Raw genomic sequence first — 22,338 nt, forward strand, 5'->3', positions numbered from 1 at the left:
GCCTGAAGGCGATCGCCCTCAGGCGACCGTGGGGGTGTGCGCCCAATTGGCCAAGTACCACAGCGCGCCGGCCAGGAGCGCATAGGTGGCCACGTCGAAGAGCCTGGAGCGCACCCGCGGGACGACGCCTCCCGGGAGGACGGCCCTCCCGCAGCCGAAGGCGACCATGCTCGCGGACACGATCCGGCACGCGACTTCCGCGGACCACACGTAGCCGGAGGCCGCGACGCATCCCGTCCACAGGCCGAGGAAGATGTAGACGCCGGTGTGGGGCACTCGCTCGGGTTTCATGGACCACTACTGTACTCGCGGGGCCGGGAGCGGCCCTACGGCGCCGGCGGAGGCTGACGAGGACGGCCAGGCGGCTAGCATGGACGGCATGGAGCATGTCGGCATCGTCGGAACGGGCCTGGCCGGTGTGCGCGCAGCCGCCGAGCTGCGCGCCGCGGGGTTCACCGGAAAGCTCACCGCCTGGGACGCGGAGGATCGCGAGCCCTACGATCGGCCTCCGCTCACGAAATCCCTCTTCGGCGAGCGGGTGCGGCCGCTGGCGTCGCAGGGCCTGGGCGACCTGGCCGGGTTGGGCGTCCGGGTCGTGCCCGAGGCCGCTGCGTCCGTCGAGCTTTCGCCGTCGGGGGCTCTGCGCGTCTCCGGCGTGGCCGTCGACGCGGCGATCCTCGCCACGGGCGCCGCCCCGCACAGGAAGATGCCGGGGGCCCACGTCGTCTACACGTCCGACGACGCCGCCCGTCTCGCCGCCGCCATACCGCACTCCGCGTCCGTGCGGATCGCCGGGGCGGGATGGATCGGAACCGAGATCGCCTCGGCCGTCGCCTCCGCGGGCCTTCCCGGGCCCCGGGTCGAGCTGTGGGAGTCCAGCGGCCACATCCTCGGCCGCAGCTTCCACGGCGCAGTGGACGACCTGTGGCTCGGATGGCTCGAGGACGGCGGCGTCGACGTCCGGCTCGGCCAGCCCCTCCCCGAGGGGCAGGACGCGGACGCGATCCTCGTCCAGGCGACAGGATCGGCGCCCGCACTCGCCTTCCTCGCCGTCGAAGCCGACCGCACCGCACGCGGGGCTCTCGCCACGGACTCGCTCACCCGGGTCCTCTCAGGAGGCTCTCCCGTCCCGGGCCTGTACGCGGTCGGCGACTGCGCCGACGCCCTGCTCGGCGAGACGACACTGGAAGGCGGGCACTGGACGAAGGCCCTGAACGACGGAAAGGCGACCGCGGCGGCGATCCTGGGCGTCCCGCCTCCCGCGTACATCCCGCCCGTCGAGGTCTTCTCCACGCAGTTCGGCCACGAGATCGGCCTGGTCGGCACGGTGCCCGCAGACGTGGCGCCCGCACGCGAGGAGCCGCCGCGCGGAGGCTCGGTGATGCGCTGGGAGCGCGAGGGCCGACTGCTCGCGCTCCTGTCCGTGGACGCCCCCCGCGAGCTGTCCCGCGCCAGGAAGGCGCTGCGCGTCCGGCGCGACTGAAGCGCATGCGGATGGGGCGGGGACCCGCGGGTCCCCGCCCCATCCGTTCAGCGGTCCCGATCGCCGGCCGTCCCGGCGCCAGCGGACCGCACGCTGTCAGAGCACGCCGTCCAAGAGCCTCGTCGGGTTGCCGAAGCGATGGTTCGTGGCCGACACCGCCTGCTCGCGCAGGAACGGCAGGAGTTCGACTTCGCCGCAGCCGGTGACCGGCTCGGCGTAGACCGCCACGTCCACGCTGCCGCCCACGGCCTCGGCCAGGGCCCGCGCATCGCCTTGGATGAGGCGCACCCGCAGGCCGTCGACGGTGGTCGCGTGGAGCTTCGCGTAGCGGTGGAACTCCTCATCGGATTCGACGACCACGCCGGCCCCGCGTGACTCGAGGTATTCGCGCATCTGCTTGGAGACCTCCACGCGCGAAGAGACCCTCGGCGCCGTGCCGGCCGCGAGGGCCCCGGCTGCCACGGCCAGCAGGTCGCCGACCGCGCCGTCGCCCAAGCGGATGACGGCTTCGGGCACCGGCCTGTAGCGCAGGACGTTGACCTCCACTTCCAGGCCGCTCGGGTCGGAGGGCCGGAAGTGGCCCGCCAGGGCGCGGTCCATGCCCTCTATCACCGAGAGGAAGCGGCTCTGGTCCACCACGCTCATCGTCTCGGCGATCGCCCGCGCGCCGCGCAGGGTCTCGTCGGCGATGTGGACGCGGCCGAGGTCCTTGGGCGCGTCCTCGACATGTCCCATGCCGATGAGGTAGTTGGGGCCTCCCGCCTTCGTGCCGGCGCCCACGCACGAACGCTTCCATCCGCCGAAGGACTGACGGCGGACGATCGCGCCCGTGATCGCGCGGTTGACGTAGACGTTGCCCGCCTGGACCCTCTCCAGCCAGACGCGGATCTCCTCCCCGTCCAGGGAGTGCAGACCGGCGGTCAGGCCGTAGTCGACGGCGTTCTGCCAGTCGATCGCCTCGTCCAGCGTCTCGGCGCGCATGACGCCGAGGATGGGGCCGAAGTACTCCGTCAGGTGGTATTCGGACAGCGGCTTGACGCCGGCGCGCACGCCCGGGGTCCACAACCTCTCCCCCAGTCGGCGAGGCTTGACCGCCCAGGCCTCGCCTTCGCCGAGCTCGGTCAGCCCCCTGAGAAGCTTGCCGTGCGGCGGTTCGATCACCGGGCCCATCTGCGTGGACAGATCCTCCGGGTCGCCGACCTTCAGCGATCGCACGGCGTCGACGAGCTGACGCTGGAAGCGCTTGGAGAATCCGAGCGAGCCGACGAGGATGACGAGCGAGGAGGCCGAGCACTTCTGCCCCGCGTGCCCGAACGCCGAGTACACGACGTCCTTGACGGCCAGGTCGATGTCCGCGTTCGGCGTGACGACGATGGCGTTCTTCCCGGACGTCTCGGCGAACAGGCGCAGGTCGGGCCGCCAAGAGCGGAACATCCGCGCGGTCTCCGTCGAGCCGGTGAGGATGACCTGGTCGGCTCGTTCGACGATGACCCGCCCCAGGGAAGACGCGTCCATGCACACCAGGCGGAGCACATCGCGGGGCACCCCGGCCTTCCACATGAGGTCCGCCAGGTAGGCGCCGGTACGCCGCGTGAGCTTGGCGGGCTTGAAGACCACGCCCGACCCCGTGGCGAGGGCCGCGAGGACGCCGCCCGCCGGGATGGCGATCGGGAAGTTCCACGGCGGGGTGACGAAGGTCGTGGACACGGGCCTGTAGACCGCGCCGCGCAGCTCGTCGAGCCTTTCCGCCAGTTCCGCGTAGTAGAGCGCGAAGTCGATGGCCTCGGAGACCTCGACGTCGCCCTGGTCGAGCGTCTTGCCGGCCTCGCAGCCGGCGACCTCCATGAGTTCGGCGCGGTGGTCCTCCAACGCCTGGGCGACGGCCCGGAGGACCGCGGCCCGCTGCCGGCCCGAACGGGCCGCCCACGAGGGCGCGGCGGCGGCCACGGAATCGACGAGGTCCCCCGCCTCCTTCTCCGTGGCGACCATGTGCGCCTCGACGAGGTCGACCCCCAGTGTGGAGGAGGGGATGCGGGAGGCGATCCCCTCGGCCCAGACGATGTTGGCGTGGAGCGAGTAGTCGGTGTCCGGCACGTTGGCGAAGCGTTCGGGGACCCGCGTTCCGGCGCTGCGGTCCTGTGTGCGGCGCGGCCCCACGGCCAGGGAGCCGACCAGCCCGACGGCCCGTCTGAAGCGCGCCTCCTCCAGGGCGAAGACGGCCTCCTTGCCCAAGTCGAAGACGTTGGACATGAAGTTCTCGGGCGTGGCGTTCTCCTCGAGCCTGCGCACGAGGTAGGCGACCGCGACGTCGTACTCCTCGGGGCGGACGACCGGGACGTAGTACAGGACCGAGCCGACGGTGTCCCTGACGGCGCGCGACTGCGGGGTCGCCATGCCCGCCAGCATCTCGATGTCCACGCCCTCGGTGACGCCCCGGTCCCGGGCCGTCTCCAGGCCGTAGGCGAGAGTGAAGAGGTTCATGCCGGCTATGCCGATGTGGACGGCGTCGACGCGTTCGGGCGTGAGCGCGGCGTCGAGCACGGCCAGATAGTTGGCGTCGGTCTCGGCCTTGCCGGGCTGCACCGTGAGCTCCCAGCCGTGGATGACCGCGTCCACCCGTTCCATGGAGAGGTTCGCGCCCTTGACCACGCGCACCTTGATCGGCGCCCCTCCCCGGGCCCGCCGGGCCTTCGCCCACTCGGTCAGGTCGTCGAGGCGGCCGAGCGCGTCGGGAAGGTAGGCCTGGAGGACGATCCCGGCGCCGTAGCCCAGGAATTCCTCCATGTCGAGGATCCGCTTGAAGACGTCGATCGTCAAGTCGAGGTCGCGGTACTCCTCCATGTCGAGGTTGATGAAGGTCCCCTCGGCCTGCGCGAGCCGGTAGACGGGCAGGAGTTTGGCGACGGCGTCCTCGACGGCCGCGGTGTGCCCGAAGGGCGCGTGCGGGCCGATCACAGAAGAGACCTTGAGCGAGACGTAGTCGACGTCGTCGCGGGAGATGAGCTCCTCGGTCGCCTCCATGCGCCTGGCGGCCTCTGCGTCGCCGAGCACGGCCTCGCCCAGGAGGTTGAGGTTGAGACGCGATCCGTCGGCGCGGAGCTTGGCGATGGCCGGGCCGAGGCGGTCGGGCGTCACGTCGAGGATGAGGTCGCCGACGAGGGCCGCGAAGACCCTCTCGGCGGCCGGCGTGGCGAGCCCGGGGGCCATGGGCGCGATTCTCCCCCCGATCTTCGCCGGCAGGCCCAGATACCAGGGGAGGAACGAGGCGTCGCGTTCGGCCAGGCTTTTGAGGTTGTGCGCCGAGATGGCAGGGTCTTCGGGGCGGATCACGCCGTCCACGAACGACACCGTGTAATCGAGGCCTCCCGCATGGTCCAGCACCTGGGACAACAGCTTCGCCGAGGATGCCGTGGGATAGGCTCTGGCCGCCTCGCTCCATTCTTTGGCTTGGGCTACGGCGCGCTCCACACGGGATTTATCCAACTCCATCATTAGATCCTTTCTGAATCGCATCTGCTCGACTGTACAGATGATACGGGTCACTTCGACGATCAGTGTGCGAAATGGCGTGTTCCCGTCAGGTACATAGTGACACTCGAAGCCCTCGCCGAGGAAATCACCTCTTCGTCGCGGATGGAGCCGCCGGGTTGGACGACGGCGCGCACGCCCGCCCGCGCCAGGACCTCGAAGCCGTCGGCGAAGGGGAAGTAAGCGTCGGACGCGGCGACGGCCCCCGCGGCTCGGTCTCCCGCACGGGTCACGGCCAGACGGCACGAATCCACCCGGTTGACCTGTCCCATTCCGATGCCGACGCTCGCGCCGTCCCGCGCCAGCAGGATCGCATTCGACTTCACGGCGCGCACGGCCCTCCAGGCGAATTCGAGGTCGCGGAGGGCGGGGCCGTCGGCGGGGTCGCCGGACACGAGCGTCCAGGAGGCCGGGTCGTCCCCCGGCGCGTCGATGAGGTCCCGGTCTTGGAGGAGGATCCCGCCGCTGATCGGGCGCACGTCACGCGTCGGATCGAGCTCGCCGACCCGCAGAATCCTCAGGTTCTTCTTGCGCGAGAGGATGTCGAGCGCCTCGGGCGCGAAGCCGGGGGCGGCGATCGCCTCCGTGAAAACGCCGGCGACGGCCTCGGCCATGTCCGCGCTCACCTCGCGGTTGGCGGCTATGACTCCTCCGTAGGCGGAGACCGGGTCGCAGGCGTGGGCTCTGCGATAGGCGTCGGCGACGTCCTCGCCGACGGCCAGGCCGCACGGGTTGGCGTGCTTGACGACGGCTACGGCGGGGCCGGCGTGGTCGTAGGCCGCGCGCAGGGCCGCGTCGACGTCCTGGTAGTTGTTGTAGCTCATCTCCTTGCCGCCGAGCTGTTCGGCCTGGGCCAGCCCTCCGGTGCCGTCCGTGTAGACGGCGGCGGCCTGATGCGGATTCTCCCCGTAGCGCAGGGTCGATCGCCGGGTGAAGACGCCGCCGGCGCACTCCCCTTCGGAGATCCACTCGGCCACGGCGGCGTCGTAGGCGGCGGTGTGGGCGAACGCCTTGGCCGCCAGGCGCAGGCGCTCGCCGTCCTCGAAGCCGCCCTTGCCGGCCGCCTCGATCACGGCGCCGTAGTCCGCCGGGTCGGTGACGACGGCGACGCTCGCATGGTTCTTCGCGGCCGCCCGCACCATGGCCGGGCCGCCGATGTCGATCTTCTCGACGCACTCCTCGAAGCCCGCGCCCGAGGCGACGGCCTGCCGGAACGGGTAGAGGTTGACGACGACCAGGTCGAAGGCCGCGATCCCGAGGTCCGCGAGCTGGCGGACGTGGGACTCCTTACGCCGGTCGGCGAGGATCCCGGCGTAGACGGCCGGATGCAAGGTCTTGACTCTGCCGTCCAGGCATTCGGGGAAGCCGGTCAGAGCGGAGACCTCGGTGACCGGGATCCCGGCCTCGGAGATGGCCGAGGCCGTCGTGCCGGTCGATACGATGCGGCATCCGGCTTCGTCGAGTGCTCTCGCCAACTCTTCGACGCCCGTCTTGTCGGAGACGGATACGATGGCGCGGCGCAGGGGTATACGCATGGTGACTCCTTGAAATCTCCGGAGCGACACCCAGGCGTGCGGCGTCCGCTCTGTGGAGCCGCTCCCCGATGGTCTGTTCCATCCGACACCAGTCGCGGCCCGTCCAGTGTACAACGGCGGCCGCCTCGCGGCGGGTCCGGGTCCTCTCCGTCGCCTCCATGCCGGCCCGCATCGGCGCCGATCCGTCCCGCGGCGGGTCCGGGTCCACTGCGCAGGCGCCCGAGAAGGCCGTCAGGACGCCGGCCTACGAGACCTGCGTCCACCGCCGCGCATGCCGCGTCGGAGAAGGCCGCCGGACTTCGCCGGAGGGGTTTCCGTCCGACCGCAGATCCACGCGCCCCGGGGACGGAGCTGAGCTTGAGGACGGGTGTGATGATGCGCCAGGATCCCCGTCCGGGGACGGAGGGAGCCGCAGTCGTAGGGAGGGGAGCCTCAGTCGTACAGGCAAATGCTAGTCGTACAGGCCGAGGAGGTTGAAGAACTCGCCTATCTCCGAATACGAGGAGACGCTGCCCGTCCCCCAGTTGAAGACGAGCAGAGCGGTCACCAGGCCGAACAGCCAAGACAGGACGACGAGGCCCACGCGGCCGAGCACTCCCAGGACGGCCCTGCGCCCCTCGAAGACGAGCCGCGGCCCGAGCTTCACGCTCGCGACGGTGGCTCCGACCGTGGCGGCCAGGCTCAGGAGGAAGGTCCCCACGCCGGTGATCTCGAACATCACGGTTTCTCATTCCACTTGAGGGCCGCGGGAAGCTGTCCTCGCCACACACTCCAATTGTGCCCTCCCTCCGATCCGAGGAACGTCGTCAGCATGACGTTCTTCGAACCCACGGAGCGCAGGGACTTGATGAAGTGCGACGACTTCCGATCGTTCGCAGTGCCGGTCGCGTAGTATTTCTGAGGCCACTCCCTCTGCTCGGCCATCAGGCGGGACACCGTGAACTTGCGCCTGACGACTCTGTTGGCGGCGAGGAGATGGCCGGTTTCGGGGGCGTCGTACCCGGAGAAGGCGATGATCCGGGAGAAGAGGTGGGGGTTGGTCAAGCCCAGGACCGGCGCGCAGTAGCCGCCGAAGGACGCCCCCGCGATGGTCCACCCCTCTCGCGTGGAAGCGGTGTTCGGGAAGTTGTGCCGGACCATTCCCACGACGTCCTGCGTCACCCATGTGCCGATGCGCGGAGCGCCCTTGATGTCCACGCAGTCGCCGTACGCTCGGCGGATCTTCAGAGAGGGGATGGCGAAGATCGTGTCGGGGTGGGCCTTGGAGATAGCCGCCAAGTCGAGCTGAAGCGGCACTCTCTTCGGATTGCCGGGGTACCCATGGAGGATGAGGACGACCTTGTACACCTTGCCGTTGTTGGGCGAGTACCCGGGCGGAACCCATACCCACACCGACTCGTGGACCTTGGAGATCGGCCCCCGGAAGTCGGTCTTCAGCGCGCCGTTGGAATCCCGGTTGAACGAGGTCTTCCACGCGGGATCGTCCTCGTGGCCCGGGAGGACGGGGTCGCGCGCTTCCCGCTTGGGCGGCTTGTGGAGGACGGGGTGGACGGGGCCGGAGTCGATCGAGGGGTCGAGCAAGTCGAGCACGTCGCCCCATGTCTCGACGTACCCGAGGTGCCTGTTGATCTGCAGGCCCATCGTGCTCACGCCGCAGACGATGGCCGTGACTATGGCCAGAACGGAATAGGCGACCCGCCGGCGGGTGGTGGCCCGGCCGACGGACCACACAGCCCATGCCAGAGCGGCGATGGCGGCCACCGCGAAGATGACGAGCGTATGGAGTCTGTCAGGTCCGAGCATACCGTTCTCCTATTCCCGCACGCCGGCCGTCGATCCACCATCCTTCTCGTGCCATAGCACCGACGATCTCGACGAGCTGGATGCGTTCGACGTCCTTGATGCGCTCGCTGAGCGCCTCCTCGGTGTCCGCGTCCAGCACGGGGCACGTCACCTGTCCGAGGATCGGCCCTGTGTCCATCCCCGAATCGACGATGAAAACGGTGGCGCCAGTCACTTTGACCCCATAGGCTAGGGCGTCGGCCGGGCCGTGGACTCCGGGGAAGGAGGGGAGCAGAGCGTTGTGGGTGTTGACGACCCTCCAGGGGAAGGCGTCGAGGAAGGCGGGGGAGACGAGCTTGAGGAAGCCGGCCAGCACGACGATGTCGGGGCTGTGGGCGGCCACGTCGTCGCGCAGGGCCTCGTTCCACGCCTCTCGCGTGGGCGAGCCGGACAGTTGGCGGACGAAAGTCGGCAGGCCCGCCCGCCGCGCCGCCTCGACGCCGCCGGTGTCCGACCTGTCGGCGCCTACGGCGACGACGCGAGCACCGTAGGAGGGGTCTCCCGTCGCCTCGAGGAGTGCCGCCATGTTGGTCCCCGCGCCCGACACCAGCACGACGATGCGGGCGGGACGGCGATCGGGCCGTATGGCGAAAGAGGTCACCTGTTGATCCTACCCCTTGACGGGGCCTTCACGAGACGGGGAGAGGTCTTCACCACCCGTCTGTTCGCCTGCTTCACCCTCGCCGGTCTCACCGGTTCCGGGCGCCGTGGCTTGGCGGGCCCCGCCCGAGCCGCCGTCCGCCGGACGCGCCCTTCTCACCAGCGCCAGCCCGTGCCGAGCCAATGCCCCCAGGGCGAAGGGGAGCCCGATCTCCAGTGCGACGGCGGCGGCGAAGGCCACAGGCCGAGGGCCGGTCTCGCTCATCCTCCCGGGGCCGATCGAACCGTGGGAGACGATCCCGGCGGCCAGCGCGCCCACGAAGAGGAGGCCCGTGACCGTGACCGCCAGCACTGCCGCCCTCCCGGCCTCGCACCCCCTCGAACGTCGCACGCCCAGGCCGAAGGAGAGGACGAGGAGGACGATCACGAGCCACGCCGCCCTCGTCCCGGTGGGGGGAAGGGCTCCGAAGACGGGGATCGCGGGAAGCGGCTGGGTGTGGGATCCGAAAGCAGAGAAGTCCGTCCCCTGCCCGACGGCGAAGCCCGACCCGCTCGCGTACGCCAACGCCCAGACGAGGAAGGTCGGCAGGTAGAGGAGCTGGACCAGGGTCAGCGTGACGACTCCCGCCGCGCCCGCCATGTAGTAGCCGTAGATGGTGGCGATGCGGGAGCGGCCGAGCACGAGGGCAGCGGCGAGGAGGAGCGCCGCCGCGGCCAGCAAGACGAGGAGGATCGATGCGAGCGCCGATCGGGCGGAGCGGAGAGCGTCCCAGACTCTGCCTTCGGCAGGTCGCTCGGACCGCATGCCCGCCGCGGCGGCCAGGCCCACGAGGAGGGCGGCCGTAGCGGCGCAGAGGAGCCAGGCGGTCCCCGGATGCATGGACAGCCCCAGGATCGCGGTGGTGACGAAGGCGGAGCCTGCGGCGACGCCGACGTCGTTCCACGTCCCGACTCCAACCGACCGGAGCATCCGGTAGGCGAGCCATGCGATGGCGACCGTCAGCGCCAGGGGGATCAGGGAGATCCGGGCGTCGGGCAGATCCAGCGGGGCGCCGAGCGCCAGCGCCCACAGCGAGGCCCCCAGCCGGGCCGAGTCGCGCCACGACGTGTCCCCCAGGGCGGGAGACGACGCGGTCACCGTATACGCCAGCATCGTCAGCACGACGGCGCCCACCCACGTGGAGACGAGGGCCCGCACCGGGGCGAGGGCGACGGGCACGGCCCGGTGACGCTGTTCGGATCTCACCCGACCAATCGTGGCAAGCCTCGCCCCGCGGCGTGAGACGACGCCCCGGCGTGTCACTCACATTCGGGGGATCGCGCGGAGACGGGACCCCGTGTGACCAAGTTCCAGTTCTCATTCCCCATTCCGCTTCGCACACCGCCGGTTGTAAAGCTAGTATTCAGTAGTGGAGCACTCTCTAGTCTTCTCGTCCCTCCATTCCACATATCGCTCCTGCCGGGTAGTCTTCCAGGGGCGAATCCGACCATGCTTCCCCATGTGCACATGGGGAAACAGGGAATCTGTCACGCTCCCCTTCGGGGAGATTCCCGGGTGTGGCGGCGGTTGTCAACTGCCGCCACACCTTACGTGACGTCTCCCCCCGGTCGGGCGGTGGCCGGTGCACGCCTTTGAGTGGCATTCCACTCCGCCAGGCCGCGACCGTGGGCGATGGTGAGGCTGGACGGAATCGCCCCGCCGTGCGGGCCAGGCTCAGGCAGCGCGGTCAGATCCGGATCCGCCGAGGCCGGAGGACCGCGTCGACGGCCTCGCTCCTCCCGTGTCCTCGCGCGGCACGCCGCGCGCCCGGGAGAGCCGCATTGCGACTCGGCGCCGTCTCACGCCGCAGGCGCCGCCACATTGGATCGGCGGCGCAATCGCCGGAGCAGGGCGCCGCAGAAGGATCACACGGCTACGCGGACGCCCGCTTCGGGGTGCTTGTCGATCCAGGCCTTGACGAAGGGGCAGGTGGCCCACACGGCGTACTCGCCCTTGACGTCGTCCATGGCGAAGGCGATGATGGCGCTCGCCAGGCCGCGACCGGCGAACGCGGGGTCGACTTCGGTGTGCGGGAAGACGGCGACGTCGCCGCGGATGCTGAAGTTGGCGAAGCCGGCCAGGTTCTCCCCCACCCACGCCTCGTACCGCGACTCGGCCTCGTTCTTGACGATTCTCGTATCGGTCATGCCGCGATTGTAATTCCGATCGGGATCCCGTCGGCCTGTGCGGCGTTCACGCGCAGCGATACGCCCGCCGCGAAGCCCGGCCGCCGTCCAGCCTCGGAGGCGTCGCATCCGGGCGGGGCGGTCGCATCCGGGCGGGGCGAAGGCCTCGCCCGTCCGCCTCCGAACCGCCACGGCCCAGGCGCATCGATGCCATCCTGACCGGCCTGTGCCGCCGACAGCCCAGTCGGAGTGTATCGACGACGTCGCCGGACGGCTCGGCGCCGCCCGTCACACCCCTTCCCATTCATCGCTCTCTGCCGATATAATCGATTTATGGCGAATAAGATTGCCGTGGCCGAAGCCGCCGCGGAACGAAGCTTTGCGGACGCCTACGCGATCCTCTTCCACGCGCTCTCCGATCCGACCCGTCTGACCATCCTGCGGCACCTGGTCGGAGGCGAGCACCGGGTGCGCGACTTGGTCGACCACCTCGGCCTGGCCCAGTCCACCGTGAGCGCCCATCTGAGGTGCCTGCGCGACTGCGGGCTCGTCGTCTCCCGTCCCGAGGGGCGGTCGTCCTGGTTCTCCCTGTCCTCCCCCGAGGACCTCACCAAGCTCCTAACGGTGGCGCTGCCGCTGCTGCCCGTCTCCGAGGGCGCCGACCTCCGCACGCACCTGTTCGCCCACGCTTCCCAGGGCGGCGCGTGATATGCCGCCCCACGACCATTCGCACGCCGCGCCGGCCGGCCCGCCCGGCGCCCCCGACGTGCGGGGCAAGATCGCGATCGCCTTCGCCGTGACCCTGACGATCCTCCTGGCCCAGGCGATCGGCACGGCGCTCACCGGCAGCCTCGCGCTGCTGACCGACACCGTGCACATGGTCGTCGACTCGTCGGGGCTCCTCGTCGCCCTCGTCGCGGCGACGCTCGTGCGGCGGCCGTCGTCGCCGAAGCACACGTGGGGATACCGGCGCGTCGAGGTGCTGGCCGCCCTCGCGCAGGCGACGGTCCTGGCGGGCACGGGCGTCTACGTGGTCGTCGAGGCGATAGGCCGGTTCCGCAAGCCACCCGAAATGCCGTCGACGATACTCGTGGCCTTCGGCGTCGTAGGGCTGGTCGGCAACGTAGTCTCAATACTGGTCCTGGCCTCGGACCGCCGGTCGAACCTCAACATGCGGGCGGCCTTCCTCGAGGTGGCCAATGACGCCCTGGGCTCGATGAGCGTCATCGTCGCGGCGATCGTCATCGCCACGACGGGTTGGCAGCGCGCCGACGCCGTGGCGGGCCTGTTCATCGCCGCGCTCATCCTGCCCCGTGCGTTCAAGCTCATCAGGGAGGCCGGGGCGATCCTCATGGAGACGACGCCCCGCGGCTTGGATCTCGACGAGGTCCGCGAGCACATGACGAGGTTGGACCACGTGCTCGCCGTCCACGATCTGCACGCCTCGACGGTCGCCACCGGCCTGCCCGTCATCTCGGCGCACGTCGTCGTGGACGACGGATGCTTCCAGGACGGACACGCCATCGACATACTCGACGACCTGAGGACGTGCGTGGCGGAGCACTTCGACGTGGCGATCCACCACTCCACGTTCCAGTTGGAGACCCGCTCGGCCCGGCAGCGCGAGACCGACACCCACGGGTGAGGGCAGACCCGACCCGCAGGGCGCAAGCCCGCAAGCCGCCCGTTCGCGACGGGGCCGACCCGCCGACCCGGAGCCGCGAATGCCCCGGGCGGGCGCGTCGGGGAGCTCCTGGCACCCGAGACGCCAACGAGGGCGTCCCCCAGATTGCCCCAGGCGGGCGTCCCTCGCCGACGAGCTCGGCGGGATCATCCCCGCAAGGCGTCCCTCACACGCCCAGGACGTCCCTGGCGATGGCGGCCGTCTGGCTGGGCGTCCCGCCCACGCGCACGCCCACGGCCTCCAGAGCCTCCTTCTTGGCGGCGGCGGTTCCCGCCGAGCCCGACACGATGGCGCCGGCGTGCCCCATCGTCTTGCCCTCTGGGGCGGTGAAACCCGCGACGTAGGCCACGACCGGTTTGGACACGTGTTCGGCGATGTAGGCGGCGGCGCGCTCCTCGGCGTCGCCCCCGATCTCGCCGATCATGACGATGAGGTCGGTGGCCGGGTCCTCTTCGAAGGCCGCGATCGCATCGATGTGGGTGGTGCCGATCACCGGATCGCCGCCGATGCCGATGCACGTCGTGAATCCGATGTCCGCGAGCTCGTACATGAGCTGGTAGGTGAGCGTGCCCGACTTGGAGACGAGGCCGAGCCTGCCGGGCCCGGTGATGTCGGGCGGGGTGATGCCGACGTTCGACTGGCCGGGAGAGATGATGCCGGGGCAGTTCGGGCCGATGAGCCTGACCCCCCGTTCGGCGGCGTAGGCGAGGAATTCGACCGTGTCGGCGACCGGGACGCCTTCGGTGATGATCACGACGAGGTCGAGGCCGGCGTCCACCGCTTCGAGGACCGCGCCCTTCGTGTGGGCGGGCGGGACGAAGACGACCGAGACGTTCGCGCCGGTGGCGTCCTTCGCCTCGGCGACTGTGCCGAAGACGGGAACGGAGACGGTTCCGGCGGCCCGGCCCTCGGCGCCGGGGCCGATGGGGAGGACGTCGAACTCCACGGACGTGCCCGCCTTGCGCGGGTTGACGCCGCCGACGACGTTCGTACCGGCGCCGAGCATGCGGCGCGTGTGCTTGCGCCCCTCGGATCCGGTCATCCCCTGGACGATGACCTTCGAGTTCCCATCGAGGAAGATAGACATAGCTGCTCCTTAACTTCGCGTCCGGCTTAACCCGCTCGGCCTGCAGCGGCGGCGAGCCGAGCGGCCTCGGCCGCTGCGCCGTCCATCGTGTCGACGAGGGTGACGAGGGGATGGTTCGCCTCGGCGAGGATCGCGCGCCCTTCGGCGACGGCGTTGCCGTCGAGGCGCACGACGATCGGCTTGGCCGCCGCCTCGCCGAGGGTCTCGAGGGCGGCGACGATCCCCCTGGCGACTTCGTCGCAGGCCGTGATCCCGCCGAAGACGTTGACGAACACGGAGCGGACCTCGGGGTCGCCCAGGATGACGTCGAGGCCGTCGGACATGACGTCGGCCGAGGCTCCTCCGCCGATGTCCAGGAAGTTGGCGGGCCCCACGCCGAGCTCCTCTCCGGCGGAGGCGACGACGTCGAGGGTGGACATGACCAGGCCCGCGCCGTTTCCGATGACTCCAACCTGGCCGGAGAGCTTGACGTAGTTCAGGCCCAGCTCCTTGGCCCGCGCCTCCAGCGGGTCCTCGGCCGCCTTGTCGAGGAGGGCCTCGTGGGCCGGGTGGCGGAAACGCGAATTGTCGTCGAGTGTGACCTTGCCGTCGAGGGCGAGGACCTCGCCCCGCTCGGTCAGCACGAGCGGGTTGACTTCGACGAGCGTCGCGTCCTCCCCGGTGTAGACGTCCCACAGTCTGAGGAGGACGGGGGCGACCTTTCCGCCCGTCTCGGGGTCGAAGCCCGCGGCTCGCACGATTTCGCGCGCCTTCGCTTCGTCGAGGCCCGCGAGCGGGTCGATCGGAACCCTCGCGAGCGCCTGGGGCCGTTCCCTGGCGAGCTGTTCGATCTCCATGCCGCCTTCCACCGAGCACATGGCCAGACAGCGGCGTTCGGCGCGGTCGAGGAGGACCGAGAAGTAGAATTCGCGCGCGACGTCGACCCCCGATGCGACGAGGACGCGGCGCACCGTGTGCCCCTTGATGTCCATGCCGAGGATCGCCTCGGCGGCGGAGTGCGCCTCGGCCGGCGTGCGGGCGAGTCTGACTCCTCCGGCCTTTCCGCGCCCGCCCGTCTTGACCTGGGCCTTGACGACGGTGAGCCCTCCGCCGAGCCGGCGCGCGGCGGCCTCGGCTTCGGCGGGAGTCGAGGCGACGACGCCCGGCGGAACCGGTACGCCGTGCGCTTCGAACAGGTCGCGGGCTTGGTATTCGTAAAGGTCCACGTAGTCGTCCTTCCGGCTCCTCGTTTCCAGACGCCCTCAAGTTTAGACGAGACCGCCGACGCCTTCGAGCGTACGATGAGGCGCATGAGTTCGCTTTTCTCCCCTCTGTCATTACGCAACGCGACGGCCCGCAATCGCCTGTGGCTGCCCCCGATGTGCATGTACTCGGTGTACGCCGAGGACGGGCGGGCCACCGACTGGCACGTGCAGCACTACGCGGCGCGCTCCTCCGGCGGATTCGGGACGATCGTCGTCGAGGCGACGGCGGTCAGCCCCGAGGGGCGGCTGTCGCCGCGGGACCTCGGCCTGTGGGACGGCGGGCAGGTCGCCGGCTTCGCGCGCATCGTCGAGGCCATCCACGCGGGCGGCGCCCTGGCGGGCGTCCAGCTCGGCCACGGGGGGCGCAAGTCCGAGGTGAACCCCGCTTCCGAAGGCCCCGATTCCCGGCGGGGAGGGAAGCCGGAGTGGGACCTTCTGGCTCCCAGCGCCGTCGCCTTCCCCGGCATGCCCACGCCGGAGGCGCTCGACGAGGCGGGCATCGACCGGCTCGTCGACGCCTTCGCGGCCGCCGCCTCGCGTGCGGTCGAGGCGGGCGTCGACGTGGTCGAGCTCCACGGGGCCCACGGGTACCTCATCCACGAGTTCCTCTCCCCCCTGTCGAACACCCGCACGGACTCCTACGGCGGCAGCGAGGAGAACCGCCGGCGCTTCCTGCTGCGCATCGTCGACGGCGTGAGGCGGGCCGTGGGCGACCGCGTCCTGTGCGTGCGGCTCTCGGCGACGGACTGGCTGGACGGGGGCCTCACGTCCGAGGCGACGTGCCGGCTCTCCTCCGTCCTGGTCGAGCACGGCGTCGACGTCCTGCACATTTCGTCGGGGGCGCTCCTTCCCGCCGACATCCCGCTCGGCCCCGGCTACCAGCTGCCCTTCGCCGCCGACGTCAAGCGCGCCGTGGCGGGAAGCGAGGCGAAGGTCGTGGGCGTGGGCATGGTCACCTCCGCGGAGCAGGCCGAACAGGCGCTCGTCACCGGGCAATGCGACGCCGTCGCGGTCGGCCGCCTCGCCCTGACCGATCCCTACGCCCCTCTGCGTTGGGCCGCGCGGCTCGGCGTCGACGACTCCCCGATGCCCGTCCAGTACCGGCGCGGCGTCTGGGGGTGAGCGGGCTTCAGGGCTTCAGATCCTCTCCAGCGGCGCGAAGCGCAGGGCGAGCCGTTTGGTCTGCCCGTTGGCGAAGCGCACCTTGGCCACGGCGGACCGCCCCTGGCCTTCGAAGGCGAGGATCCTGCCCGTGCCGAAGCTCTTGTGGCGGACGTCGTCCCCGATGGAGAAGCCTGCGTGGTCGATGAGTCCTGAGTCGGCGCCCGCCGCCTGCGCCCCGCCGGCTCGCTCCTCAACTCGCTCCGGGGCCTGGGGCCCGGGCGCGTCGACTCCGAGCCTGCCGGGGACAAAGCCTGTGCCTGACCCCACCACGGGGGCGTCGTCGAAGGCGGAGTCGTAGGAGAAGCCGTCCGCTTCCCCGCGTTCTCCGCGCCTGCCGCGGCCCGCGCCCGGCCGGCTCCATCCCGAGGAGCGCAGGGCGTCGTGGCTCGACTCCTGCCTGCGCCAGTCGATCAGTTCCGCCGGTATCTCCTCGATGAACCGCGACGGCGGGAACTCCTGCGGCGCCCCCCAGGCCGAGCGGGCGGCCGCGCGCGTGATGTACAGGCGTTCGCGGGCCCTCGTCAGCGCGACGTAGGCCAGGCGTCGTTCCTCGGCGAGCTCCCGGGGGTCGGCCAGGGACCGCATGTGCGGGAAGGTGCCGTCCTCCAGTCCGGTGAGGAAGACGACCGGGAATTCGAGCCCTTTGGCGGTGTGGACGGTCATGAGGGTGACCTCGCCTTCGCGGCCGTCCTCATCGGCGAGCTGGTCGCTGTCCGAGACGAGCGAGATCCGGTCGAGCCAGTCCGCGAGCGTCGCGTCGGGATCGGCGTCCGCGAATTCCAGCGCCACCGAATGCAGTTCCGCGAGGTTCTCCAGGCGGGACTCGTCCTGCGGGTCGGTGGACTGCCTGAGCGTCTCCAGGTATCCGGCGGCTTCGAGGATCTCGTCGAGCACGTCGGCGGGGGCCTGGCCGGCCTCCGCCATGGCCCGGGCGCGTTCGATCGTCTCGACGAAGCCGGTCATCGTCTTGCGGGCCCGCGCCGTCAGGCCGGGAACCGGCCCCCGTCCGGCGGCTGCGGCGCCGGACTCTGCCGCCCCGTCCTGCCGCTCTTCCCCGCCGTCCTCGCCGCGCTCGCCCTCCGCGACGTCGGCCAGCGCCCGGCCGAAGGATATCCCCCACCGTTCGGCGTGCCGGGCCACGGCCTCCTCGGCCTTCTTCCCCAGCCCGCGTTTGGGCGTGTTGAGGATGCGCCGGATCGAGACGGTGTCGTCGGGGTTGACGACGGCGTGCAGGTAGGCGAGGGCGTCCTTGATCTCGCGCCGTTCGTAGAAGCGGGTGCCGCCGATGACCCTGTAGGGGATCCCCGCGCGGACGAACATGTCCTCGACGGCCCGGGACTGGGCGTTGGTCCGGTAGAAGACGGCCACGTCCCCGTATCGGCACCCGTGGCTCTCCCTCAGGGAGTCGATCTCCTCGACGACGAAGGCCGCCTCGTCCGCCTCCGCGTCGGCGACGTAGCCGACGATCCTCTCGCCGTCCCCCCGGTCCGTCCACAGCCGCTTGGCCCGTCGGCCCGGGTTGTGGGAGATGACGTGGTTGGCGGCGGAGAGGATCGACTGGGTCGAGCGGTAGTTCTGCTCGAGGAGGATCGACGTCGCCTCGGGGAAATCCTCCTCGAAATCCTCGATGTTGCGGATGGTCGCCCCGCGGAAGGCGTAGATCGACTGGTCGGCGTCCCCCACGACCGTCAGGCCGGAGCGGACGGCGTCCTTCCGCGTGCCGGTGAGCAGGCGGATGAGCGCGTACTGCGCGTGGTTGGTGTCCTGGTATTCGTCGACGAGGACGTGCTGGAAGCGCCGCCGGTAGTGCTCGGCGAGACCGGGGTTGTCCCTCAGAAGGGCGACCGTCTCCATGATGAGGTCGTCGAAGTCCATGGCGTTGGCCTCGCGCAGCCGCCGCTGGTAGACCGCGTACGCCTGGGCCGCGACTCGCTCCTCCGGCTCATGGGCCGCCTCTACCGCGGCTGCGGGCGTGACGAGCTCGTTCTTCATGTCGGACACGCGCCGGGAGATCCGCTTGGGCGGATGGGCGCGGGAGTCGATCTGCTCCTCGCGGCACACCATGGCCATGAGGCGCTGGGCGTCGGCGGCGTCGTAGATGGTGAAAGTCGAGCGCATGCCGAGCGCCGCGTGCTCGGAGCGCAGGATGCGCACGCAGGCCGAGTGGAAGGTCGAAATCCACATGGCGCGGGAAACCCGTCCGAGCATCGCCTCCAGGCGCTCGCGCATCTCCCTGGCGGCCTTGTTGGTGAAGGTGATGGCCAGGATCTGCCCGGCGTCGGCGCGCCCGGACGCGATGAGGTAGGCGATGCGGCTCGTCAGGACCCTGGTCTTGCCCGAACCGGCCCCGGCTACGACGAGCAGCGGGCCGCCTTCGTGGACGACCGCCTCGTGCTGCTGGGGGTTGAGGCCGCGGAGGATCCTCTCGGTCCGGGAGTCGCCGGGGTCGCGCATCGGCGGCTTGGCTCCCGTGCGTGCGCGATCCCGGCCGGCGCCCTCCGACCCCCGGCCCCCGGCGTCCCTCGCGGCGCTCTCCCGGATTCTGGCGCGAAGCCGCTCCATCGTCGCCTGATAGGCGGGATTCGTCTCATCGGAAGGGAGGTTCTCGGTACGCATAGGCCTCCAGCCTACGCCAGGGGCCGACGCTCGCGTAGGCGCCCGCACCGGCCGGCCGATGGGCCGCGATCCGACCGCCGTCCCCATTCGAGCGAGCCCACGCGGTCGCCCGGTCGAGGCGCAGGTTGACCCGCCGTCGGCTCGGACGTACGCTTCTATCAAACATTCGTTCGAAAGGATCTCCATGGCGGCTTGTGATGCAACGGCCCTGCTCGTCGTCGATGCGCAAAACGACATCATGGCCGGGACCGCCCTGCGCGAGAAGACGATCGCCAACATCGCCGACTGCGTCGGCAGGGCGCGGGCGGCGGGCATCCCCGTGGTGTGGGTGCAGCATACCGACGAAGGCATGCCCGAGGCGAGCGGCGGATGGCAGATCGTCGAGGGGCTCTCCCCCGCGCCCGGCGAACCGATCGTCCACAAGGCGTACGGCGATTCCTTCGCGGAGACCGAGCTTCAAAACCTCTTCGAGCGCGCGGGCGTCACGCATTTCTTCCTGTGCGGCGCCATGACGGACGCCTGCATCCGCTCGACTCTCTTCGGAGGGCTCTACCGCGGATACGGGGTGACGCTCGTAGCCGACGCCCACACCACCGCGGATCGGGACGGCGCGCCGTTCACTGCGCTGCAGGCCATCGGCCTGGTCAACATGATGGCCGAGTACTCCACGCTGCCGGGCGTGCGTTCGCAGACCACGACGGCCGCCGAGTTCCCCGGCTGAGGCGCGGCTGGACGCCGCCGGCTACAGGCGCATTCCGAGTCCTCCGCCTTCTCGCGGGAGCCGTCTGCGGATGACGGCGGCGACGAGCGCTGCCGTCACCTGTTGGAAGAGCGTGGAGACGATGACGGGGAAGACGGTCGCCGCGGGGAAGTAACTCACCGCGATGACGGCTCCGGCGTTGATGTTGCGCATCCCGGACCCGTAGATCATGGCGACGACGTCTCCCCGATCCCTCCGCATGGCGCGTCCCGCCGCCCATCCCAACAGGTAGCCTGCGGCCGATACGAGGAACATGACGGCGGTGACCACGGCGAGCAGCGGATTCAGGGTTCGCACGAGCGGGGCGATGCGCGTCGCGGAGGCGAGGATGACGAGGAGGATCCCGAGCTTGACGACGATCTCCAGCCACGGCCCGGCCCGCCGCCCGCAGCGTCCGCCGCTCGCCTCGTTGACGAGCACGGCGAGCACTCCCGGGATGAGTATCATGACGGCCATGTCCCACGCGAGGCTGGACGTGCTGATCGCGACGTTCGAGCCGATGAAGACGCGGACGCCGAGCGGGATGAAGACGGGTGACAGGACGGTGTCCGCGAAGACCGCGACGAGGCCGAGCGGCGTGCTGCCCCCGCAGATGGAGATCCAGGCGAATCCCGCGCTGGCCGTCGGCGCGAGGAATTCGAGGATCACGCCCTCGGCGATGTCGGGATGCGCCGCGAACCCCACCCGGGCGACGGCCCACGCGAGCACCGGCATGACCGTGTGGAGGATCGCGAGAATGGCCAGGAGGGGCGCGGGCCTGCGGAGCACGTCGCGGATGCTGGTCAGGCGGAGCGCCGCCGACCCCGCGAAGACGACCACGAAGAAGACGGCGGGAACGGCCGGGACGAGGCGTCCGACGATTCCCGGCAGGAGGATGCCTAGCGCCATGGCGCTGGGAACGACGAAGGGCATCGCGCGGGAGATCGCGCGATTGGCCTGGCTCACGGTCACCGGCCGCCGCCCCCGCCGGGCGCGCGCCTCCACCGGACGGGGCGCCCACGCCGATTCCACACGCCCGCCTTCCGTGCGCTCGGCGACTCCGATATCGCGCGCTCCAGGCCGCGCTCGGGCCTGACCGCGGGAGAGAAGAGAGCCGGCGCGCTTCCGCCCGCGGTTGGCGCACCCGTCCCGCCGCGGAGCCGCCCGGTTCGCTGCGCGCATCCGGGCGGCCGTCCGATGCGGCGCCCGGATGCGCGAGCCGGGGGCTCAGCCTTCCACACCGACGATGACGTTGGACGCCTTGATCACCGCGTACGCCTCGACGCCCGGGGCCAGGCCGAGTTCGTCGATCGCCGCATTGGTGATCGAGGAGGTGATGACCATTCCGGGAGCCACCTCGATCTTGACCACGCCGTTGACGGCGCCTCTCTCGACGGACACGACGGTCCCCTTGAGCTGGTTGCGTGCGCTGAGTTTCATGGTCTTCCTCCGCGGTTCGAGGGCGGGCGGGAATCCGCCCGTCAGTACACCGTCAGTCCGCGAGCGCGGAAGATCCGCCGGGCGGCTTCGGTTTCCTCCCGTGTGGGGGGCTTGGTGTCTTCGAGTTTGTAGTCCAGGCCGAGCGACTTCCACTTGTCGCGACCCATCTGATGGAAGGGAAGCACTTCGACGCGGCTGACGTTCGGCCACTTTGCGACGATGTCGGCAACCGCCTCGACGTTCTCCGGGTCGTCGGTCAATCCGGGCACCAGCACGAACCGGATCCACACCTCCGTGCCCTTCGCGGCCAGCCGGTCCCCGAATGCGATGGTGGGCGCGAGTTCGCGTCCCGTGACTTTCTTGTACGTCTCCGGTATCCCGGATTTCACGTCGAGGAGGACGAGGTCGATGTCGTCGAGCATCTTGTCGCTCACGTGGGATCCCAGGAATCCCGACGTGTCGATGCAGGTATGGATCCCCATCGCCTTGGCGCCCGCGAGCAGCTTCGCCGCGAACGCCGACTGCATGAGCACCTCCCCGCCCGACACGGTCAGTCCGCCTCCTGAGGCTTTGAACGTCGGCCGGTACCGTTTCAAGCGCCTGAGCAGCTGGTCGACTTCCACAGGCTCGCCGTCGCGCATCTGGAAGGTGTCCGGATTGTGGCAGTACAGGCAGCGCAGAGGGCAGCCTGCCATGAAGATCGTCATACGCACGCCGGGCCCGTCGACAGCTGTGACCAGTTCCCACGAGTGAATCGATCCGAGCGTGCCTTCGCGCATGCGGCGCAGACGGTCCGCGTGTTCGAGGTCCGTCAGCTCGATGAGGCCGGCGGTCCCGTTGCCCTTGAGACGGGAAGCCGGGGCCAGGAAGTCCTGGTCCCCGGCGCCCACAACGAGTGGAGACATCACATACGGTGGAAGGTGCGCGAGAGCACGTCGAGCTGTTGCTCGCGGGTCAGGCGCACGAAGTTCACCGCGTATCCGGAGACTCGGACGGTGAGGTTCGGATACTTTTCCGGGTGCTCCATCGCGTCCTCGAGGGTGTCTCGATTCAGGACATTGATGTTGGCATGGTACAGGCCGGCGATGCCGCCGCGGTCCTCGCGATTGGCCTTCATCGAAGCCAAACGCTCTTCGTATGTTTTGGTGGCCATGTTTCGGCTCCTTCTGTCGTGTCGGACTGATGTGTCATGAAGCGATCCGCCCCATGC

General features: G+C 70.3%; 20 protein-coding genes and 1 riboswitch. Of the genes, 5 read left to right on the forward strand and 15 right to left on the reverse strand.

The window, feature by feature from the left end; translation table 11 throughout:
• Window positions 1-18 precede the first annotated feature (18 nt).
• Window positions 19-291 (reverse strand): DUF3017 domain-containing protein, encoded by a 273-nt coding sequence (locus HMPREF0043_RS02280; protein ID WP_021601211.1) that lies wholly within the window; start codon window positions 289-291, stop codon window positions 19-21.
• A gap of 88 nt (window positions 292-379) precedes the next feature.
• On the opposite strand from HMPREF0043_RS02280, the gene HMPREF0043_RS02285 reads away from it, so the two are divergent.
• Window positions 380-1,483, forward strand: a complete 1,104-nt coding sequence (locus HMPREF0043_RS02285; protein WP_198010266.1) for an FAD-dependent oxidoreductase — start codon at window positions 380-382, stop codon at window positions 1,481-1,483.
• Between the two features lie 96 nt (window positions 1,484-1,579).
• On the opposite strand, the gene HMPREF0043_RS02290 is transcribed toward HMPREF0043_RS02285, so the two are convergent.
• From HMPREF0043_RS02290 to HMPREF0043_RS02320, 7 genes are all read right to left on the reverse strand, one after another.
• Complete coding sequence (locus HMPREF0043_RS02290; protein WP_040317669.1) at window positions 1,580-4,972, reverse strand: proline dehydrogenase family protein; 3,393 nt, start codon at window positions 4,970-4,972, stop codon at window positions 1,580-1,582.
• 62 nt (window positions 4,973-5,034) lie between these two features.
• Complete coding sequence (purH, locus tag HMPREF0043_RS02295; protein ID WP_021601214.1) at window positions 5,035-6,546, reverse strand: bifunctional phosphoribosylaminoimidazolecarboxamide formyltransferase/IMP cyclohydrolase; 1,512 nt, start codon at window positions 6,544-6,546, stop codon at window positions 5,035-5,037.
• Between the two features lie 21 nt (window positions 6,547-6,567).
• Window positions 6,568-6,652: riboswitch (ZMP/ZTP riboswitch) on the reverse strand.
• A gap of 345 nt (window positions 6,653-6,997) precedes the next feature.
• A complete protein-coding gene (locus HMPREF0043_RS02300; RefSeq protein WP_021601216.1) occupies window positions 6,998-7,264 on the reverse strand; it encodes a hypothetical protein in 267 nt (88 codons plus the stop codon).
• Complete coding sequence (locus HMPREF0043_RS02305) at window positions 7,264-8,349, reverse strand: alpha/beta hydrolase (protein WP_021601217.1); 1,086 nt, start codon at window positions 8,347-8,349, stop codon at window positions 7,264-7,266. Before HMPREF0043_RS02305 ends, HMPREF0043_RS02300 begins: the two co-directional genes overlap by 1 nt.
• Window positions 8,336-8,989 (reverse strand): phosphoribosylglycinamide formyltransferase, encoded by a 654-nt coding sequence (gene purN / locus HMPREF0043_RS02310; RefSeq protein WP_269528507.1) that lies wholly within the window; start codon window positions 8,987-8,989, stop codon window positions 8,336-8,338. The genes HMPREF0043_RS02305 and purN overlap by 14 nt, the downstream gene beginning before the upstream one ends.
• A 9-nt stretch (window positions 8,990-8,998) precedes the next feature.
• Window positions 8,999-10,234 (reverse strand): cell division protein PerM, encoded by a 1,236-nt coding sequence (locus HMPREF0043_RS02315; RefSeq protein ID WP_040317670.1) that lies wholly within the window; start codon window positions 10,232-10,234, stop codon window positions 8,999-9,001.
• 659 nt (window positions 10,235-10,893) lie between these two features.
• On the reverse strand, window positions 10,894-11,175 hold the full coding sequence (locus tag HMPREF0043_RS02320; RefSeq protein ID WP_021601220.1) for a GNAT family N-acetyltransferase: 282 nt from the start codon (window positions 11,173-11,175) through the stop codon (window positions 10,894-10,896).
• Between the two features lie 312 nt (window positions 11,176-11,487).
• Here HMPREF0043_RS02320 and HMPREF0043_RS02325 point away from each other — a divergent pair, with 312 nt between their 5' ends.
• Both HMPREF0043_RS02325 and HMPREF0043_RS02330 read left to right on the forward strand, forming a co-directional pair.
• Window positions 11,488-11,862, forward strand: coding sequence for an ArsR/SmtB family transcription factor (locus HMPREF0043_RS02325; RefSeq protein ID WP_021601222.1), 375 nt, complete (start codon window positions 11,488-11,490; stop codon window positions 11,860-11,862).
• 1 nt (window position 11,863) lies between these two features.
• Window positions 11,864-12,799 (forward strand): cation diffusion facilitator family transporter, encoded by a 936-nt coding sequence (locus tag HMPREF0043_RS02330; protein ID WP_021601223.1) that lies wholly within the window; start codon window positions 11,864-11,866, stop codon window positions 12,797-12,799.
• A gap of 205 nt (window positions 12,800-13,004) precedes the next feature.
• Here HMPREF0043_RS02330 and sucD read toward each other — a convergent pair whose 3' ends face one another.
• Both sucD and sucC read right to left on the reverse strand, forming a co-directional pair.
• Complete coding sequence (sucD, locus tag HMPREF0043_RS02335) at window positions 13,005-13,925, reverse strand: succinate--CoA ligase subunit alpha (protein ID WP_021601224.1); 921 nt, start codon at window positions 13,923-13,925, stop codon at window positions 13,005-13,007.
• Window positions 13,926-13,951: 26 nt separating this feature from the next.
• A complete protein-coding gene (gene sucC, locus HMPREF0043_RS02340) occupies window positions 13,952-15,130 on the reverse strand; it encodes an ADP-forming succinate--CoA ligase subunit beta (protein ID WP_021601225.1) in 1,179 nt (392 codons plus the stop codon).
• A gap of 75 nt (window positions 15,131-15,205) precedes the next feature.
• Here sucC and HMPREF0043_RS02345 point away from each other — a divergent pair, with 75 nt between their 5' ends.
• The gene (locus HMPREF0043_RS02345) at window positions 15,206-16,291 is read left to right on the forward strand and encodes an oxidoreductase (protein ID WP_040317672.1); all 1,086 of its coding nucleotides are present in this window, start codon (window positions 15,206-15,208) and stop codon (window positions 16,289-16,291) included.
• Between the two features lie 15 nt (window positions 16,292-16,306).
• Here the strand turns inward: HMPREF0043_RS02345 and HMPREF0043_RS02350 are convergent, their stop codons facing one another.
• On the reverse strand, window positions 16,307-18,949 hold the full coding sequence (locus tag HMPREF0043_RS02350; RefSeq protein WP_021601227.1) for a UvrD-helicase domain-containing protein: 2,643 nt from the start codon (window positions 18,947-18,949) through the stop codon (window positions 16,307-16,309).
• Window positions 18,950-19,133: 184 nt separating this feature from the next.
• On the opposite strand from HMPREF0043_RS02350, the gene HMPREF0043_RS02355 reads away from it, so the two are divergent.
• Window positions 19,134-19,670, forward strand: coding sequence for an isochorismatase family protein (locus HMPREF0043_RS02355; RefSeq protein WP_021601228.1), 537 nt, complete (start codon window positions 19,134-19,136; stop codon window positions 19,668-19,670).
• 21 nt (window positions 19,671-19,691) lie between these two features.
• On the opposite strand, the gene HMPREF0043_RS02360 is transcribed toward HMPREF0043_RS02355, so the two are convergent.
• The 4 genes from HMPREF0043_RS02360 to grcA2 all read right to left on the reverse strand — a co-directional run bounded on the left by HMPREF0043_RS02360 (window position 19,692) and on the right by grcA2 (window position 22,281).
• Entirely contained in the window at window positions 19,692-20,720 is a 1,029-nt protein-coding gene (locus HMPREF0043_RS02360; RefSeq protein WP_040317673.1) for a bile acid:sodium symporter family protein, read from the reverse strand.
• Window positions 20,721-20,915: 195 nt separating this feature from the next.
• Entirely contained in the window at window positions 20,916-21,128 is a 213-nt protein-coding gene (locus HMPREF0043_RS02365; protein WP_021601230.1) for a TOBE domain-containing protein, read from the reverse strand.
• Between the two features lie 41 nt (window positions 21,129-21,169).
• Window positions 21,170-22,033 (reverse strand): pyruvate formate-lyase-activating protein, encoded by an 864-nt coding sequence (gene pflA, locus HMPREF0043_RS02370; protein WP_021601231.1) that lies wholly within the window; start codon window positions 22,031-22,033, stop codon window positions 21,170-21,172.
• Window positions 22,033-22,281, reverse strand: a complete 249-nt coding sequence (gene grcA2, locus HMPREF0043_RS02375; RefSeq protein ID WP_021601232.1) for an autonomous glycyl radical cofactor GrcA2 — start codon at window positions 22,279-22,281, stop codon at window positions 22,033-22,035. The genes pflA and grcA2 overlap by 1 nt, the downstream gene beginning before the upstream one ends.
• Window positions 22,282-22,338: the final 57 nt, after the last annotated feature.

The organism is Actinobaculum sp. oral taxon 183 str. F0552, assembly GCF_000466165.1.
Lineage (GTDB): Bacteria > Actinomycetota > Actinomycetes > Actinomycetales > Actinomycetaceae > Peptidiphaga.

Bases quoted from the DNA above. Each gene is read 5' to 3' on its own strand.
- HMPREF0043_RS02355 (WP_021601228.1), top strand. From the start codon at position 19,134: ATGGCGGCTTGTGATGCAACGGCCCTGCTCGTCGTCGATGCGCAAAAC.
- HMPREF0043_RS02290 (WP_040317669.1), bottom strand. From the start codon at position 4,972: ATGGAGTTGGATAAATCCCGTGTGGAGCGCGCCGTAGCCCAAGCCAAA.
- HMPREF0043_RS02365 (WP_021601230.1), bottom strand. From the start codon at position 21,128: ATGAAACTCAGCGCACGCAACCAGCTCAAGGGGACCGTCGTGTCCGTC.
- HMPREF0043_RS02350 (WP_021601227.1), bottom strand. From the start codon at position 18,949: ATGCGTACCGAGAACCTCCCTTCCGATGAGACGAATCCCGCCTATCAG.
- HMPREF0043_RS02330 (WP_021601223.1), top strand. From the start codon at position 11,864: ATGCCGCCCCACGACCATTCGCACGCCGCGCCGGCCGGCCCGCCCGGC.
- HMPREF0043_RS02320 (WP_021601220.1), bottom strand. From the start codon at position 11,175: ATGACCGATACGAGAATCGTCAAGAACGAGGCCGAGTCGCGGTACGAG.
- pflA (WP_021601231.1), bottom strand. From the start codon at position 22,033: ATGTCTCCACTCGTTGTGGGCGCCGGGGACCAGGACTTCCTGGCCCCG.
- HMPREF0043_RS02300 (WP_021601216.1), bottom strand. From the start codon at position 7,264: ATGTTCGAGATCACCGGCGTGGGGACCTTCCTCCTGAGCCTGGCCGCC.
- HMPREF0043_RS02285 (WP_198010266.1), top strand. From the start codon at position 380: ATGGAGCATGTCGGCATCGTCGGAACGGGCCTGGCCGGTGTGCGCGCA.
- HMPREF0043_RS02325 (WP_021601222.1), top strand. From the start codon at position 11,488: ATGGCGAATAAGATTGCCGTGGCCGAAGCCGCCGCGGAACGAAGCTTT.
- sucD (WP_021601224.1), bottom strand. From the start codon at position 13,925: ATGTCTATCTTCCTCGATGGGAACTCGAAGGTCATCGTCCAGGGGATG.
- HMPREF0043_RS02280 (WP_021601211.1), bottom strand. From the start codon at position 291: ATGAAACCCGAGCGAGTGCCCCACACCGGCGTCTACATCTTCCTCGGC.
- HMPREF0043_RS02345 (WP_040317672.1), top strand. From the start codon at position 15,206: ATGAGGCGCATGAGTTCGCTTTTCTCCCCTCTGTCATTACGCAACGCG.
- purH (WP_021601214.1), bottom strand. From the start codon at position 6,546: ATGCGTATACCCCTGCGCCGCGCCATCGTATCCGTCTCCGACAAGACG.
- HMPREF0043_RS02305 (WP_021601217.1), bottom strand. From the start codon at position 8,349: ATGCTCGGACCTGACAGACTCCATACGCTCGTCATCTTCGCGGTGGCC.
- grcA2 (WP_021601232.1), bottom strand. From the start codon at position 22,281: ATGGCCACCAAAACATACGAAGAGCGTTTGGCTTCGATGAAGGCCAAT.